Source organism: Ruegeria sp. HKCCA0370 (assembly GCF_013033705.1).
Lineage (GTDB): Bacteria > Pseudomonadota > Alphaproteobacteria > Rhodobacterales > Rhodobacteraceae > Ruegeria.
This window is the reverse complement of the sequence record NZ_WQEP01000004.1, coordinates 23510-39783: the sequence shown is the minus strand read 5'-3', so window position 1 is coordinate 39783 and position 16274 is coordinate 23510. Positions and strand designations below refer to the sequence as shown.

The 16274-nt window shown below is 58.1% G+C and carries 11 protein-coding genes; 5 read left to right on the top strand and 6 right to left on the bottom strand.

What is annotated here, in order from left to right; translation table 11 throughout:
• Positions 1 to 38: 38 nt before the first annotated feature.
• The 4 genes from GOW31_RS10495 to GOW31_RS10480 all read left to right on the top strand — a co-directional run bounded on the left by GOW31_RS10495 (position 39) and on the right by GOW31_RS10480 (position 4156).
• The gene (locus GOW31_RS10495) at positions 39 to 1277 is read left to right on the top strand and encodes a TRAP transporter substrate-binding protein (protein WP_152460475.1); all 1239 of its coding nucleotides are present in this window, start codon (positions 39 to 41) and stop codon (positions 1275 to 1277) included.
• Positions 1278 to 1341: 64 nt separating this feature from the next.
• On the top strand, positions 1342 to 2007 hold the full coding sequence (locus tag GOW31_RS10490) for a TRAP transporter small permease (protein WP_152460474.1): 666 nt from the start codon (positions 1342 to 1344) through the stop codon (positions 2005 to 2007).
• Positions 2007 to 3365 carry a TRAP transporter large permease gene (locus tag GOW31_RS10485; RefSeq protein WP_171117968.1) on the top strand — a complete coding sequence of 453 codons (1359 nt, stop codon included), beginning with the start codon at positions 2007 to 2009 and terminating at the stop codon, positions 3363 to 3365. Before GOW31_RS10490 ends, GOW31_RS10485 begins: the two co-directional genes overlap by 1 nt.
• Positions 3366 to 3376: 11 nt before the next feature.
• A complete protein-coding gene (locus tag GOW31_RS10480) occupies positions 3377 to 4156 on the top strand; it encodes an IclR family transcriptional regulator (RefSeq protein ID WP_171169881.1) in 780 nt (259 codons plus the stop codon).
• Between the two features lie 306 nt (positions 4157 to 4462).
• Here the strand turns inward: GOW31_RS10480 and GOW31_RS10475 are convergent, their stop codons facing one another.
• The 6 genes from GOW31_RS10475 to GOW31_RS10450 all read right to left on the bottom strand — a co-directional run bounded on the left by GOW31_RS10475 (position 4463) and on the right by GOW31_RS10450 (position 13085).
• Positions 4463 to 6199: a Mur ligase family protein gene (locus tag GOW31_RS10475; RefSeq protein WP_171169879.1), complete on the bottom strand. Its 1737-nt coding sequence runs from the start codon at positions 6197 to 6199 to the stop codon at positions 4463 to 4465.
• A 14-nt stretch (positions 6200 to 6213) separates the two neighbouring features.
• Positions 6214 to 9015, bottom strand: coding sequence for a cyanophycin synthetase (gene cphA / locus GOW31_RS10470; RefSeq protein WP_171169877.1), 2802 nt, complete (start codon positions 9013 to 9015; stop codon positions 6214 to 6216).
• Between the two features lie 22 nt (positions 9016 to 9037).
• The gene (locus GOW31_RS10465) at positions 9038 to 9925 is read right to left on the bottom strand and encodes a cyanophycinase (RefSeq protein WP_171169875.1); all 888 of its coding nucleotides are present in this window, start codon (positions 9923 to 9925) and stop codon (positions 9038 to 9040) included.
• Positions 9926 to 9932: 7 nt separating this feature from the next.
• Entirely contained in the window at positions 9933 to 10220 is a 288-nt protein-coding gene (locus GOW31_RS10460; RefSeq protein WP_171169873.1) for a hypothetical protein, read from the bottom strand.
• Positions 10221 to 10463: 243 nt separating this feature from the next.
• Complete coding sequence (locus tag GOW31_RS10455) at positions 10464 to 11960, bottom strand: aldehyde dehydrogenase family protein (protein ID WP_171170282.1); 1497 nt, start codon at positions 11958 to 11960, stop codon at positions 10464 to 10466.
• A gap of 18 nt (positions 11961 to 11978) precedes the next feature.
• Positions 11979 to 13085, bottom strand: a complete 1107-nt coding sequence (locus GOW31_RS10450; RefSeq protein WP_171169871.1) for a saccharopine dehydrogenase family protein — start codon at positions 13083 to 13085, stop codon at positions 11979 to 11981.
• Between the two features lie 640 nt (positions 13086 to 13725).
• On the opposite strand from GOW31_RS10450, the gene GOW31_RS10445 reads away from it, so the two are divergent.
• On the top strand, positions 13726 to 16200 hold the full coding sequence (locus GOW31_RS10445; protein ID WP_171169870.1) for a CoA transferase: 2475 nt from the start codon (positions 13726 to 13728) through the stop codon (positions 16198 to 16200).
• Positions 16201 to 16274 lie beyond the last annotated feature (74 nt).

Sequence of the window (16274 nt, the reverse complement as noted above, 5' to 3'; positions counted from 1 at the left end):
ACAAAACGTCTCAATAATTGCGAACAGGGAGGTAAGCAATGGAGATTGGTCGGAAACTGAGTGGTATTTCTCGGCGGGATTTTTTTCGGGTGGCAGGGCGCTATGGCATGAGCTCGACGCTGCTTGCAGCAGGAGGGTTTGGCGGGGCAATGAGCTTGGCCAATCTGGCGCAAGCGGCGGAATCCACGTATGAAAAACGCTTTTCGAAAGAACCGAAGCACACGTTGAAATTTGGTGCGTCGGGCTTCAACACCCGCAACCTGCTGATCGAGCGCGCCGGCGCCATCGAGTTTGCACGCGATCTCGAAGAGCGCACGGATGGCGAGATTCGGATCGAGTTCATCGGCGACAACCAGATCTGCGGACAACTCAGCTGTGTTGAAAAAACCCAGCAGGGAATCGTCGATATCTACGCAGCCTCGACCCAGAATTCGGCCGGCGGTGCGCCTTATCTGAACGTCCTGGACTATGCCTACATGTTCCCCAGCCGGGCGGCGCAGTATCATTTCTTCTACAGCCCCGCCAGCCAACGTATCCTGCGCGACCCGCTTGAAAAGCGTCACGGGCTGAAATTCCTGTTCACCCATTGTGAACTGCGCGGTCTGCAAATGGGCTCGACCTTTGCCGACAAGCCGACCGTTACCAAGCTGGAAGAGTTGTTCGGGACCAAGAACCGCGTGACGGGCACGCAGCTGGGTCGGATCGCGATGCAACTGCTGAATCTGAACCCTGTTCCAGTGGCATGGGAAGAAACGCTGGATGCGCTCAAGACCGGTCTGATCGATGGTGCGGAAACCTGGGCCTCGGCGGTGGCTTATGCGAACATGGCACCTGTGGTCTCGCAATCGGTGAACCTGAAGTTCTTCTGCGGTACCGAACACACTTCGATGTCTGCCAAAGTATTCGATGGGCTGGGCGGTGAATTGCAGGATGCCGTGATGGAGTCGTCCTACTTCACCCAGGCTCTGATTCAGGGAGCGAACGAGGCGGCACTGCTGAACACTGTCGGATTCTCGGATCCGCAATTGCCGCAAACCATTTTTGCGGAAAACGGTGTGCGCCCTGCCTTCCTGCCGGAGGACCAGATCAAACTGGCCGAAGAAATGTGTGCTCCGAACTACAACCCCGAGCCGTGGGCGCAGTGGCGCGAGCGGCTGAACAAATGGGCCGGTGGCATCGACACATACCAGGAGATCTACGACATCGCGCGCGAGATCCCCGCAGACACGCTGCCGGAAAATGTCGAGCCGCGCCGCTGGTGGAAGGGCGAGGCCTGATTAGACTGCCAGAACCGGCCCGAATGGGCCGGTTCAATCAATACCCACTGGGAGGACGGGCTTCATGTCACTTTGGGCAGACATTGGCGCAATATTCAGCGCTTTTCTCAGCCAGGATTCTTTCGAGATTCAACTTGCTCTGGAATCCGACGCCGCTTGGATCGTTGGTGCGGTCGTCGCCGCGATCGGGGGTTTGCTGGTCATGCTGATCTATCGCAAGGTGCCGTTGATCGAACGTCATCTGGAACGGTCGGTCATGGTGTATTCTTATCTTGCCATCGCGCTGATCATTTTCTGGGGCGTGATCGACCGGTTTGTCTTCAATGATCAGGAACCCTGGTCCACGACCATTCCTCCGCTTCTTTTCATGGTAATGGCCTGGTTTGGTGCGTCCTACAACGTACGTTTGCGCACGCATCTGAGTTTCAGTGAATTCCGCACCGCCATGCCTCGCGGCGGGCAATTGGCCTGCCTGTTTCTTGACGCGGTACTGTGGTTCATCTTTGCGGTGATCGTTATCGTGACCACCTCGCGACTGGTGGCGCTTTCGGCCTCGAACTTTCAGATCGTTCTGGGCACGGACAATATCATGCAGTGGTGGTTCCTGCTGGCTGCACCATTGTCATTCTTCTTGATGGTCGGTCGCGTGTTTCAGAACCTCGCCGATGATTTGCACAACTGGAAAACAGGCGAGCCGCTGATCAAGCAGGCCGTGATCGGGGCAGACTGATGACAGACGGAACACTTGTTACACTGATCTCGCTGGGGGTCACCTTTCTGTTCATGCTGGGCGTGCCGGTGCTGCTGGTCATCGGTTACTGGGTCATTGGATGTTCCTTTGTCCTTGGTCTGACGCTGGACAATATGGGGGCCGAACTGCTGAACGTCTTCAACAAGGGCTTCGCCCTGTTGGCAATGCCGCTGTTCATCCTGACCGGAGACCTGATCAACAAATCCGGTATCGCGCGACGGCTCAGTGATTTTGCCTATGCCTGTTTGGGCTGGATACGCGGCGGGCTGGCAATGGCGTCGCTGGGTGCCTGCGGGCTGTTTGCGGCGATTTCGGGGTCGAACTCGGCCACGACGGCGACCATCGGGTCGATGCTGCATCCCGAGATGGTAAAGGGCGGCTATGACGAACGGTTCAGCGCCGCGACCGCTGCTGCGGGCGGTACTGTCGGTATCATCATTCCCCCTTCGATCATCTTCATCGTCTATGGCTTTCTGATGAACCTGCCGATTTCCGAATTGTTCGTGGCCGGTATTCTGCCCGGTGCGCTGATGGTCATCGGGATGCAACTGGCATGCTGGGTCATCTGCCGCATGAACGGGTGGGGCTATCTGATCCCACTGCAATTGAACCGGGTGCTGAAAACCGCCTTTGGTGCCTGGCTCGGCTTTTTCGCCATCGGCCTTGTGCTCTGGGGCATTTATACCGGCAAGTTCTCTCCGACAGAGGCCGCCGGCGTGACCGTGGGCTTTTGTGTCATCGCAGGGCTGGTCAGCTACCCCATTAACCGCATCATGGGTGCCCGGAACGATATACCGCCAACCGAGAAGAGCTTCGCTGAAATGTTCGTGGTCGAGGGGTTCACGATCCCAGAGATCCCCTCAATCGTTATCAGGTCTGCCCAGATTACGGGTATCCTGGCCCCGTTGATCGCAATTTCGGTGGTGATGCAGCAGATCCTGTCCCTGCTTGGCGCACAGGAAACAATCGGAAACTTCGTGACCTCCATGGGGGGGTACCATGCGGTTCTGTTCACATCGATGGTGATCGTCTTCTTTTCGGGCATGGTGCTGGAAAGCCTTCCGGTCACCATCATCCTGGCCCCGATCCTTGCGCCAATCGCAGCCTCGGTTGGAATTGATCCAATCCATTTCTCGGTCATCTTCCTGGTCGGGGCGTCCATCGGGTTTATCACACCACCATACGGGCTTAACCTGTATGTCGCTTCAGGCGTGACAGGCGTGCCGTATTTCCGGTTGCTGCGCTATACGGTACCTTACTTGGCGGCCCTGCTATCCGTCTGGATATTGGTGTCGCTGGTCCCCGAACTGGCCTTGATCCTTCTACCAAATAACTAGAATGTTGAAGGATGGCCGAGACTGATACTAAAGACAGAGAAACTCAGATTCCCACCAACCTGCGCCTGTTGCTGATCCTGGAAGAGGTGGCACGGCGCGGCGTTGCGGTCAAACCCTCGGATCTGATCGATGCATTGGGATTGGCCAAACCCACCATCCATCGTTTGCTGCAAACGGCTGAGGCAGAAGGGTTCTTGCAACGCGATCTTGACGGACGGTCCTATGGTCCGGGCAGAAGACTGCGGCTGCTGTCCGTGAATACCATGTCCGCCGAGCATTTGCGGACCGCGCGTCTCGCCATCCTGCGCGGCGTAGCCGACGAAGTGGGCGAAACATGCAATCTGGCCATCCCGGATCGCGAAGGCATGATCTATCTTGACCGAGTGGAAACAAAATGGCCGTTGCGGATTCAATTGCCGATCGGAACCCAGGTGCCGTTCCACTGCACGGCCAGTGGCAAGATGTACCTTTCCACCTTGCGTCCCAAAACTCTGAACGGGTTTCTGTCAGCCGGAAAGCTGAAAGAGCAGACCGCCCGTTCTTTGACAGAGCCGACGGCTCTGCTGAGCGAAATCAAGATCACCGCCGAGCGGGGATTTTCCACCGACGACGAAGAATTCATGGCGGGCATGGTGGCGATTGCCGTACCGGTGCAGGACGCGCAGGGCAGGCTGGTTGCCACGCTTTCAGTTCATGCCCCGACGCAACGGCATGATGTCGGCAGTCTGAAGTCATTTCTCGACACTTTGCGCCGGGGTGCAGAAAAACTGTCGCAGCTGTTGAGCGAGTAAGTGGGGCACCGGGATAATCGGCAATCGAAAAACATCAGGGTTGTGTTGTTAGGCCCGGACTGTGTTCCAAAGCTTCGTGATCGCCGAATGCCTGCCGAGATCGACCGTGACCTGACAACTCGGGCGATTGGTTTCGCTCAGTTTCCCCAGGCGAGATTGAACGGTGGATTACGTCCTCACAAATATAGAAAACCCATGATCAGGCCGACAGTCATTCGTGGCCGTGATTTCTTAGATGCCGCAAATCCAATGCGGGGTTTGTTTGTTTTCCAATAGATCGCCGGGGTACGCCAATAGGTGTCGTACCTAAGCGCCCAGCATCTCAAGAACGGCGTCGCGTTCTGACAGGACAAGCAACAAAGCAAGATCGCCCGGCTCAAGTTGATTAAGAATCCTGGCCGCGGCCTGAGAAGGGGATGGGGCCCTTTGGATCTGATCAGCGTTGTATCCGTGCTTCAAGGCCGTCCATTCGATCAGGTCCGGGATTTCTCCCAACGCCCGGCCTCTCAGATAGCCTTCCAGTTCGGCTGCAACGATTACGTCAGGTTGGAATTTCAAAGCCGTCGCGGTGACGTCCCGAATGTCCTGATCCGATCTGTCGCCCGCATGGCTGAGCATGATAAAGCGACGTTTTGCCGGAAGTCCTGACAGCGCTTCGCACACGGCAGAGATCGAGTGCGGGTTATGTGCGAAATCTACAAAAACACGGGCGTCATGATAGTTGAACTCGTTGCAGCGCCCCGGATTGTCCTTTGCATCGGGTTTGAAACCGGCCAATCCATCTCGCACTGCCTGAAGGGGTAGGTCCAGCGCCAGAGCAAGGCACATGGCGGCCAAGGCGTTCAGGGTGTTGTATTTCGCCGCCCCGCCCATGGTCACGGGCACGTTTGACACGGCAATCACCGTCTTTTCGGAAGTGCCATCGAAAAACACGATATTTTCCTGCTGCACATAGGCGCAGCATTTGTTGGAATCGCGCGCCTCACGGATCAGATCCGCTTGTGCATCCAAGGAAAACCACCAGATATTTGCCGACGTGTTTTTTGCCTCGGCACGGACATACGCATCATCAGCGTTCAGAACCAGCACGCCACCATCGGTAAGTGTGCGATGCACGGCGAACTTCGCCTGTGCCAGTTCCGGCACGGTATTGACGCCGTACTGACCCAAATGGTCATTCGCAACATTTGTGACAGCGGCCGCCGAGGCCGCACGCGTTGGCAGACCACGGCGCAGAATACCCCCGCGGGCCACTTCAAGGCAGGCGATCTCAAGGCGCTTGTCGCGCAGCAGCATCCGGCCGCCACCCGGGCCCGAGTAATCGCCTCGGTCAAGAATGTCGTTGCCGACCCGCACAAACTCGGTCGAGGTCAGCCCTGCAACTTTGCCAGATGCCCGCGCGATCGCCTCAAGCAACCGGGTCGTCGTGGTCTTGCCATTGGTGCCGGTGATGAACGCAACTGGAATGTTGTGAAGGCTGGACCAGTCCACATCACCAGGGACGGGCAGGGCATCAACCGGCCAGACCTGACTACCTGTACCGTGCCCGATTGAAACCTCATCGTCGTCGCACAGAATATCCACGCCATGCGCCTCGGCCGCAGCGATCAGGTCGATCAGGCGGGGATTGGCTTCTTTGGCCATAACAGCTTTGACATCGGCCACCATTTGATCAAAGTCACCGGGAGTTGCATCCAACAACTCGGCGGCACAGAAGTGCCACGCCGTCTGCACCGCGAAGATCGCCGAATACAGCTGATCCATTGGTGCGGAAATCGCCAGATTTACACCGCCAGTGAATGTGCGATGGGTCAAATCCTGATCCGTCCATCCCAGCGCGTCCAGCACTCGCCGGGCGTTTTTTTCCCACAGGGCCGAGACCGTGGATGGATCAATTCCGGTGAAAAATACATCCATCACCGCGCCGGGTTTGTTCCATAACAGGCCAGGCCCCGTCAGACGCCGGGCGTCGTCGGCCTGAATATGATCAGCGGTCGCGCTTATTATTGTCAGCGCGGTTTCAAGCTCTTCAATCCGGTCCATTCCGGTGCCCTCGCTCAGTCCGCGTCTTCGCTGATTTCACGCGCCAGGCGCACACCGCGCTCGTCCCTGATCAAATTCTGATCGTTTTCGAACATGTCCTCGAAGGATGTGTCGACGGCCGTGGTCTTTGGTGCAACCTCGGCATCTGGGGTTGCACCGTCAGAGCTGAAATAGATGATCTGTTTCCAGCAGCGCGTAGTGTCGTCGCCGAAAATTACCAACAGATCCCCCGGTGCCGCTTGTTGCAGCCCGGCATTTACGGCCTCGACCTCATCCGGGATAACCGAAATGGATGCGTCGTCAACGCCATTGTCAATCAGTGCCTGACGCATCATCCGCGGTACTTCATCATGTCCTCGGCCTCTGCGGCGGTCATCGGCCTTGCAGATGAAATGGTCAAAATGCCCGGCCAGCGCGGCAGCTCCGTCGATGATATCTTCATCGCGCCGGTCGCCGGGCATGGCAACGACACACAATCGGCGACCTTTGATCTCCAATTGATCCGCCAACGCGGCCATCGCGTTGAGAGCGGCGGGGTTGTGGCCGTAATCCAGGATGACCTTGAACGGATGTTCGTCATAGACGTTCATACGCCCCGGCGCCTGGAAATAGCTGGTATCGAAGGTGCGTAACCCATGCCGGATGTTGTCCAGATCGACCCCGAAGCTGTAGGCCATGGCGGCAGCAAACATGGCGTTTTGAACGTTGAAGATCGCTTTGCCTTCCAGTGCAGCGGGGATCAGATGCGACCAGAGGACCGGAATGTGAAGCCCGTTGTCATAGATCGTCAGCATGTCTCCGTTCATGCCTTTTTCCAGAACAATGGCCTTTCCGCCCGCCTTGATATGTTCCTTGACCAAGCTGTGGCCGGGATTGGTCGTGACGTAGAAAATCTGATCCGCCCCGGCGTAGTCAGCCATTTTCAGACAATTGATGTCATCAGCATTCAGAACCGCAGTATCCGTCGCGCTTTCCACCACCACGCGTTTCACCACGGCCAGTTCCTCGACTGTGTTTATGCCGCCAAGGCCAAGATGGTCGGCCGAAACGTTAAGGCATGCCGCCACGTTCGAGCGCTGGTATCCCAGACCAGACCGCACAAGCCCGCCGCGCGCGGTTTCCATCACGGCAAAATCAACCATCGGGTCGCGCAAGACGATCTGCGCGGATTTTGGCCCGGTCATGTCACCCTTGACGCTCAGCTTACCATCGACATAGACCCCGTCGGTCGAGGTCATGCCAACGGTTTTGCCGCTGGTCTTCATAATATGGCCCAGCATTCGGGACGTCGTCGTCTTGCCGTTGGTGCCGGTGATCGCGGCGATCGGAATGCGGGTTTCCTCATTGGCTGGAAACAGCATGTCGATCACTTTGCCGGCTACATCGCGCGGTTGTCCTTCGGATGGCGCCACATGCATGCGGAAACCGGGTGCTGCGTTCACTTCGACAATGGCACCGCCGATGTCCTTGTAGGATTTGGTGATGTCATCGATCAGGAAATCGACGCCGCCAACATCCAGCCCAACCGCCATTATGGCTCGTTCCGCCATGTCGCGGTTGTCGGGATGGACCACATCTGTCAGGTCAATCGCAGTGCCGCCGGTCGAAAGGTTTGCCGTAGAACGCAGATAGAAAACTTCACCGTCCGGCAAGACGGTCTCTTCGGTTACGCCTGCGGCATCCATAAGGCGCCTGGCCTGAGTATCGATCTCGAGCATGGTCAGCACTTTTTCATGCCCGATGCCCCGACGCGGGTCTTCGTTCACGATATCGACCAACTCGGCAATCGTGTGCGTACCATCACCGACCACATGGCCTGGAACCCGTTTTGCCACCGCAACAAGCTTGTTGTCCACCACAAGCATCCGGTGATCGAACCCGGTGACAAAGCTCTCTACCAGAATGGCGCGGCTGCGGGAATGTTCCTTTGCTTCGGCGAAGCCAGCCTCGACCTCTTCATCCGAATTCAAATTGATCGAAACGCCCCGCCCATGATTGGCGTTCAATGGTTTGACGACCACCGGATGGCCAATGCGCGCCGCAGCGCGCACAGCTTCGCGTGCGGAATAGACCATGCGCTGCTGTGGAACCGGCAGGCCAAGATCGTTCAGCAGGTTGTGGGTATCTTCCTTATCGCAGGAAATCTCGACCGAGATATGTTTGGTCTCGGATGTAATCGTCGCCTGAATGCGTTTCTGGTATTTGCCGTGCCCGAATTGCACCAGCGAGCCAGAGTTGAGTCTGATCCAGGGAATGTCGCGTTCTTGCGCCGCCTTGACCAGCGACCCGGTCGACGGGCCGAATTCCTTGCGCTGTGCGCGCAGAACAAAGCTGCGCAGTTCGTCGTCCCAGTTAAAGTCCGGGTCGAAATCGTAATCCACCAGATCTTTCAGGGATTGAGGCAACAGATTCATCAGCAACCGCATTGCCAGCTTCCCTGCGTCCAGCCCAACGTCGCGCTGACGGTATTCATACACCATGTTGTACTGGCCCGGCTCACCTGTGCCGCGTGTCCGGCCAAAGGTCACGTCAGTGCCCGCTACGTTCTGAACCTCGATGGCACAATGTTCCAGAACGTGACCCAGCCACGTGCCTTCGTCTTCACGCAGACGGCGGATGAAACCTCCGGGTTCGCGGTAGGAACAGCCATGCTCCGCAAGGCCAGGAAGCGCTTCGATCAGCGCGTCGATAAACTCGGAACCAATTTTTGCCGATGGCCACTCTTCCAGAATACCCAGGTCGATGACGTGGCGAATAACGGGGAAACTTGCCCAGACATTCGGGCCGACAAAGACATTGGTCGAGATTATTTTCATGAGGCTCCCCGTTGGTTAGCTTTTATTCCCCCCCGTTGGCGGCCTCTTCCCCGGACAAATCCGGCAAGGTGCAGAACGCCAAATGCTCATCCGGCGGAAAAGCCTGGCGAGCCGTCAGGTCATAACGGCACCCTTCACCCAGAACGTCAAGCCGAAGTCCCAGAAGGCTAAGCGCTTCGCCCCGCCGGGCATCCCACATTGATGAATGAGTCAACTGGCTGGCATCCACGACAGTAACCGAGCCGCTGCCGATGACTTCAAAGACATTGTCGGGCCCAATGAAGGCGGCCGTATCTTCGTCAATTCCCAAACCAATCAAAAATGGGTTGAAAGATGAAGCCGTTAGCAGGCGACCCAGACGGTTACGCTGGGTGAAATGTTGATCGATGATGACGGCATTGGTCAGGCCCATACCTGGTGCAAGTGTAATGTTGCCTTCCGCCGGAGCCGAGTTGCTGCTGCCACCGGCAACCATGTGTTCAGACATGATCGAAGCACCCGCCGAAGTTCCGGCAACCGGAACACCGGCTGCATTCCGCCGGCGGATTTTTTGGGCGACCAGAGTTCCCCCAAGAATCGCTGACAGGCGCAACTGGTTTCCACCTGTCATGAAAACTCCGGTCGCTCGATCAAGCATCTCGACATACTCGGGGTTGTCGCAATCCGCCCTGCGCGAGATAGGCAGGAACTCTACTTTGCCCGCACCCAGTTCGGAAAAGATACGGTTATAATCGGGCCCGGTTTCTTCCAGCATCGAGGCTGTCGGGATCACGACGATGTCGGCATCGCTGCCGCCGGAAAGCTCAACGAACTTGCGATGGATCTGCATTTCCTTGACGCGATCTTCGCCGCCCCCGATCGGGATAATGAACCCGCGTGGGGTCTCTGCATCAATGGGTGCAGGGCACATGTGTTAACTACCTTCCGGTGCTGAAGCGGGCAGTCACCGGGGACCGCGCGGACGCTTTGAACTGTTCATGCATGCCACGTCGGGCTATTTGGCCTTCGCGGACATGCTGCTCCCCCCCCCCGGCCATCACATGCCGTACAGCAAGGTTTTCGTCAAGAACCACCAGATCGCCGTCCATTTCCGCCTTCAGGCGCCCATTGCGATACGGTTCTAGCACATCGGTCACGTTTGAGGTGAATGGCGCACGCGCATCGAACAGGGACATTCCCCGATCTATGAGGTGGCGCAAAGCCATGGAGGGTCTCCTACCGAAACGCGTCGGATGGCCATCATGGAAACGATACGCGCGTTGCCGCCGCCCTGGCGACATTCACGACAACCCATCTGCATCGAAATGACCGCCGCAGCGTCTACATCGAAACCCGCAGCCTGAACACGGCTTCTACATATAGGTAAAAACAAACACCCGGGACTGGTCGTCCCGGGTGGTGTTTTTGCGGGCTTTTCAAGTTTTTGCCCGACAACTATCCAGCGACACTCAGATGTCGAATTTGACGCCCTGGGCCAGTGGAAGCTCGGCCGAGTAATTCACGGTGTTGGTCTGTCGGCGCATATAGGCTTTCCACGCGTCCGAACCGCTTTCGCGCCCGCCGCCGGTTTCCTTCTCTCCGCCAAAGGCGCCACCGATCTCTGCCCCTGAGGGCCCGATATTGACGTTGGCAATTCCGCAATCGGATCCGGCTGCGGACAGGAACTGCTCGGCCTCGCGCATGTTCAGGGTAAACACGCAGGATGAAAGGCCTTGCGGTACGTCATTCTGAAGCTCTACCGCGTCGTCGAAATCGTCATAGCCCATGACGTATAGGATCGGCGCAAAGGTTTCGGTTTTCACGGACGCGGTCTGACCCGGCATTTCGACAATCGCAGGTTCCATGTATACGCCTGCCGGAACGCCTTCGGTAACGCGGTTGCCGCCGAACACCGAACCGCCTTCCGCTTCGGCCGCTTTCAAAGCAGCGGTCATCGCCGCGCCCGCCGCTTCGTCCACAAGCGGTCCTACCAACGTGCCGTCTGTCAGAGGATTGCCAATGGGCAGACCCGAATAGGCTTTTTTCAGACGGCTCACCAGTTCTTCGCGGATCGAGTTGTGCACGATCAGGCGACGCAGCGTGGTGCAGCGTTGACCGGCGGTACCAACTGCCGAAAAGACAATCGCGCGCACAGCCATCTCCAAATCAGCCGAAGGGCCGACGATCATTGCGTTGTTGCCACCCAGTTCCAGAATGCACTTGCCAAAGCGCTGTGCGACGATGGGGGCGACAGCACGGCCCATGCGGGTCGATCCCGTGGCCGAGATCACCGGAACATCTTCACTGGCCACCAGTCTTTCTCCCAGATCGGCGCCACCGATAAGCGTTTGCAGAAGACCGTCCGGCGCATCGCCAAACCGGGCCAGGGCGCGTTCGAAAACCTTTTGACAGGCCAGCGCCGTCAGCGGGGTTTTTTCGGACGGTTTCCAGATCACCGGATCACCGCATACGAGGGCCAGAGCAGCATTCCACGACCAAACCGCGACAGGGAAATTGAACGCGGAAATCACACCAACCGGGCCAGCAGGATGCCAGGTTTCCATCATCCGGTGGCCTGGACGTTCGGACGCGATGGTCAGACCATAAAGCTGACGCGACAGGCCGACGGCAAAGTCACAGATGTCGATCATCTCCTGCACTTCGCCCAGACCTTCCGAGGTGATCTTGCCTGCTTCCCAACTGACCAGAGCACCCAGATCATCCTTGGCCGCGCGCAGCTCTTCACCCAACAGGCGGATCAGTTCACCCCGGCGCGGGGCGGGGACCACGCGCCATTCCCTGAACGCGGCCTTTGCACGGGAAAAGATGGCGTCCATGTCCGAGATCGGCGTCTCGTGCACTTCGGCCAGCAGGCTTCCGTCAATCGGCGACGTGACCTTGAGCGTGCCGCCTTTGAGTTGGGCCTCGGTCAGATCCAGGTTTGCAAGCGTGGTTTGGGCTGTCATTACGATGTCTTTCATATCTCAGGCCGCCTTGTTCTGTTCGGTGACGTCGCCAGCGCGATACAGCTGGCCAAATTCAGTGTTGAGGAAATCGTCCAGCTTGACCTGTTCCTGCCGGACAAAGCCTTTCGAGGGCAGCGCTCCGATCCGCATCAGATCGACCACCCCCAGCACGCCTGCGGCGGTCGTGACCTGAATGGCGCTCCAGACCTGTCCATTGATGGTGCGGGCAAAGGATTTGTTGATCAGGGACTTTTCGCGCAGCACGCCATCAATGACGCCTTTTGCGGTGCAATATACCAGTACCACGTCCTGATCGGTGCGGGGCAGGGCGGCCTCGAATATCTCTTTCAGCAGGTCGCGGCGGCGTTCCAGTCCCAGATCGTTCAAAAGCAGCTTCAGGATATCGCAATGACCCGGATAGCGGATCGAGCGATAGGACACATCCCGCGCCTTGCCCTCCAGCGTTTCCGGCAACGTGCCCAGACCGCCCGACGTATTGAAGCATTCGTATTCCACGCCGTCATGGCCTAGAATCTCGTAGCTCTCCAACGGCGCGGTCTTGACCAGCTTGCCGTTCACGATGGCATCGCATGGGTTGCAATATTCGTTGATCAACCCGTCGGTGGACCAGGTCAGGTTGTATTTCAGCGCGTTGGTCGGATAAAGCGGCAATGCCCCCACCCGCATGTGCAGGCTGTCAATCTCGTCAAACTCCGCCGCCAGCGAAGCTCCGGCGATGCCGACAAAACCTGGCGCCAGACCGCATTGCGGCATAAACGCAGTTGCGCTGTCCCCGGCCAGTTCACGTACCGCATTCGTGGCCGCAACATCTTCGGTCAGGTCGAAATAATGCGCGCCCGCCGCTTTGGACGCTTTGGCGATCGAAGGGGTCAAGAAGAACGGCGCTGCCGAGATGACTGCGTCGAAACCGGTCAGTTCCCGGGCCAGCCCGTCCGCGTCATTGGCATCGATCTGTCTGGTTCCAATGCCCATCTTCGAGATATCACCAAGCGCTTTCAGATCATGATCAGCGACCGTCACAGAGTAATTCGGCGACCCTTTCAACAGGGTTGCAATCATCTGCCCGATCTTTCCAGCGCCGACAACGCACACATTCCAGGACATAAAGATCTCCGCTGTTTCCCATCCTGTTCCAAGCGTGACGCGCGGCCACGACAATTCATAGGTGCCAATTTGACGAATTGATGTATGTGGCCGTCATATTGGCGGAAAATGAGATATTTTATCGGAAGCGCAATTGCCGGCCATGTGTCGCGACAGGTCCTGCCACGTGCCGACGTGGCCCTTGGCCGATTGCGCCGTGACCTTTTGTCTTGTGGCGCCCGACACTTGGGAAGCTCCACGTTCTTAAGCGATTCCAATAACTTGTTTTCTGACTGCCGGGCGCAACAGTCCGGTGATCTTGCAAGGCGACTGATCCGCTTCCATCCGGGCCTCGGAGCGCTTCCAAGTATGCGTCACACGCGGAATTTTGAGCGATGTTTCTCGTTTGCGACATGGCTTGGTCAAATCGAACAACTTCTTGGCATAGCTCGGCTGCATGGTACGCCCAGCGGTCGCCGGAGAAGGCTGTGAAGCTCGGTCGTGGCCGCCTTGTCGCGTGTTGAACAAGGGCAGGTGTTGCATTGATCGCGTTATGTCCCAAGCCTGAAAACTCAGCCTGTTCAGGGAAGGGCGTTGTGACCTCTTGCCAGCAAGCGGCTTCGCAACAAACACACCAAACACCCCGGGAGGGTCACAACGAATGACTGCAAGGCCGCTCGATCATATTCGTGTCCTCGATTTTGGCCAGTACCTGGCTGGTCCACTGGTTGGCATGATGCTTGCTGATTTGGGGGCAGAGGTGATCCGCATCGACCCGCCCGGTGGCCCGCGATTGAAAGAACCGGCCACAGACATGCTGTCACGCGGCAAAACCGCCGTGACGATCGACCTCAAATCCGAAGGGGGTTTGCAGGTCGCGTGCGAATTTGTGGCGCGGGCTGACGTGGTGATCGAGAACTTCCGGCCCGGCGTGATGGAGAGGCTGGGCCTGGGTCCGAAAGCTCTGCGCGACATAAATCCGCGCATCGTGTCATTGTCATTGCCGGGGTTTGCCTCAACCGATCCCGCACTGGCTGATCTTCCGGCGTGGGAAGCCGTGATCGCGGCCCGCACCGGGCAATTCACGGATATGGGGCTGAACCGGCGCCTGATGGGCATCAACCCATCCTTTTCACCTTTGACGCTGGCATCCGCCTATGGCGCTTCGTTCGGCGCGATGGCCTTGCAGTTCGCTTTGGCTGCACGTGACCGGACCGGAGGCGATCACATCGAGGTGCCTCTGGCTTCGGCCTTGCTGGAAGGGTTGGTGTATAACTGTGAGCAGATTGAGGACTATCCCGAACGCTACAAGTCCCCTCGCGAAGTGGAACTTGACAGGCGCGCAGCCGAAGGCTTGCCAACGGATCTGAGCTTTGCGGAACTGGAAGAGTTCCTGGACCCTTTCTATCGAACTTATACCTGCGCCGACGGGCGTGGGTTTTATGTGGTGGCGGGCAGTGTGAAAACACATCCCCGGCGGGTGTTGGAGACGCTTGGCCTCAAAAACCTTGCCGATCAATTGCCGGACTTCGACGCCTATCTCGATACCGCAGACTGGCCGGATGAATGGTCGCTGCGCAACTACCCCGTCGGAGCAAGGGATCGCGCGCGTGTGTCCAACGCGATGAAAAAGGCCTTTCTGACAAGGCCCTCTCATGAGTGGGAAGCCCTTTTCGGGTCTGCCAAGGCGCCCGGAACGGCGCAACGGTTCAGCAAGGAATGGCTGGCCGATCCGCACGCTTTGGCCTCGGGTCTGGTGTTGGAGGTAGAGGACCCGCGTCATGGGAAGATGAAGCAGATGGGAAATGTTGCGTGGCTTGCGGATGATGGCGCTGCGCTGGTCAAAAAACCGGGCCCCGTTCCCGATGACGCACCCGTTTCAGCGATCCTTTCCGAACCGCCGCGCAGCGGACCGCCAGCCGCGAGCGGCCAGGGCTGGCTGGAGGGGCTGAAGGTGCTGGACCTGACCAACGTGATCGCCGGTCCGACGATCGGGTCCACGCTGGCGCGATTTGGCGCTCAGGTGACATCCGTTCAGCCGGCCGAGCCATCAGTCGATCCGTGGAACACCGTGGTTTTCGGTCTGCACGCACATCGTGGAAAACAAAGCGTTTTGCTAAACCTGAGCTCGGATGACGGGAAGCGGGCGTTGCGACGGCTCATCGACTCCTCGGATGTCATCACCATGAACGGCACGGATGAGCAGCGCGATGCCCTGGGGTTGAGCGCGGAAGAGCTGGCGGCGATCAACCCCCGCCTCATACTGGTGCAACTCGATGCCTTTGGCGGTCCTGCGCGCGGACCCAAATCGGACCATCTGGGGTATGACGATCTGGCGCAGGCGGCGACAGGGGTCATGGTGCGTTTTGGCGGTGGCATGGCCACGCCCGAAGAACATGCGCATTTCGGTACCATTGACGTTCTGACCGGCTATTGCGCATGTGTTGCGCTTGGTGCGGCCCTGCTGAGATTGCAGAAAACCGGCAAAGGCGGGATTGCGCGGGCGGCGTTGGCGGCGGCCGGCAACCTCATTCAGGCGCAATTGATGTATGATTTCGAAGGCCGCGCGCCCTTTGACGAACCAGCCGGGCGCGCAGCTATGGGCTGGGGACCATTCTACCATTGTTACCGCGCGGCTGACGGGTGGATGTTCTTTGCCGCACCCACCGAAAAACGCGAAGCCCTGCGCCGTGTCTCGGACCTCGCCAGCGTGGCCGATACACCGGAGAAAGAATTGCCGAATGCGCTTGCGGATCATTTTGCAAGGCAACCTGTTGAATACTGGCAAAAGGCGTTTTCCGGTTCCGCCAGCACCGTCATGCCTCTGGGATCGTTGCATGGCACGCGCGACGCCGTGTTGCAGCCGGAAAGTGCCGGGAATATCGACCTGACGCGGGGAACGTTCAGCGTCATTCGGCATGACATGCATCCTATGGGCCGGTGGTGCGATCTGGTTGCCCCAAATGCCGTGCGACCCGAACGCGCCCGGATCGTCATTCCCGGACCGATGCCGAAATACGGCGCGGATACACGCAGCATTCTGCGAAACGTCGGTTATGCAGATGAGGATATCGACGCGATGATCTCTGCTGGATCGGCCGCCGAAAGCTGGTCGGCAAAGTACTTGCCCGAGTAGTCGACCAGCCACAGACGGTTCGGAAATCAAGAAGATATGCCATCCGCCGCCGCAGGCACGAGTTCCCGGGCCTG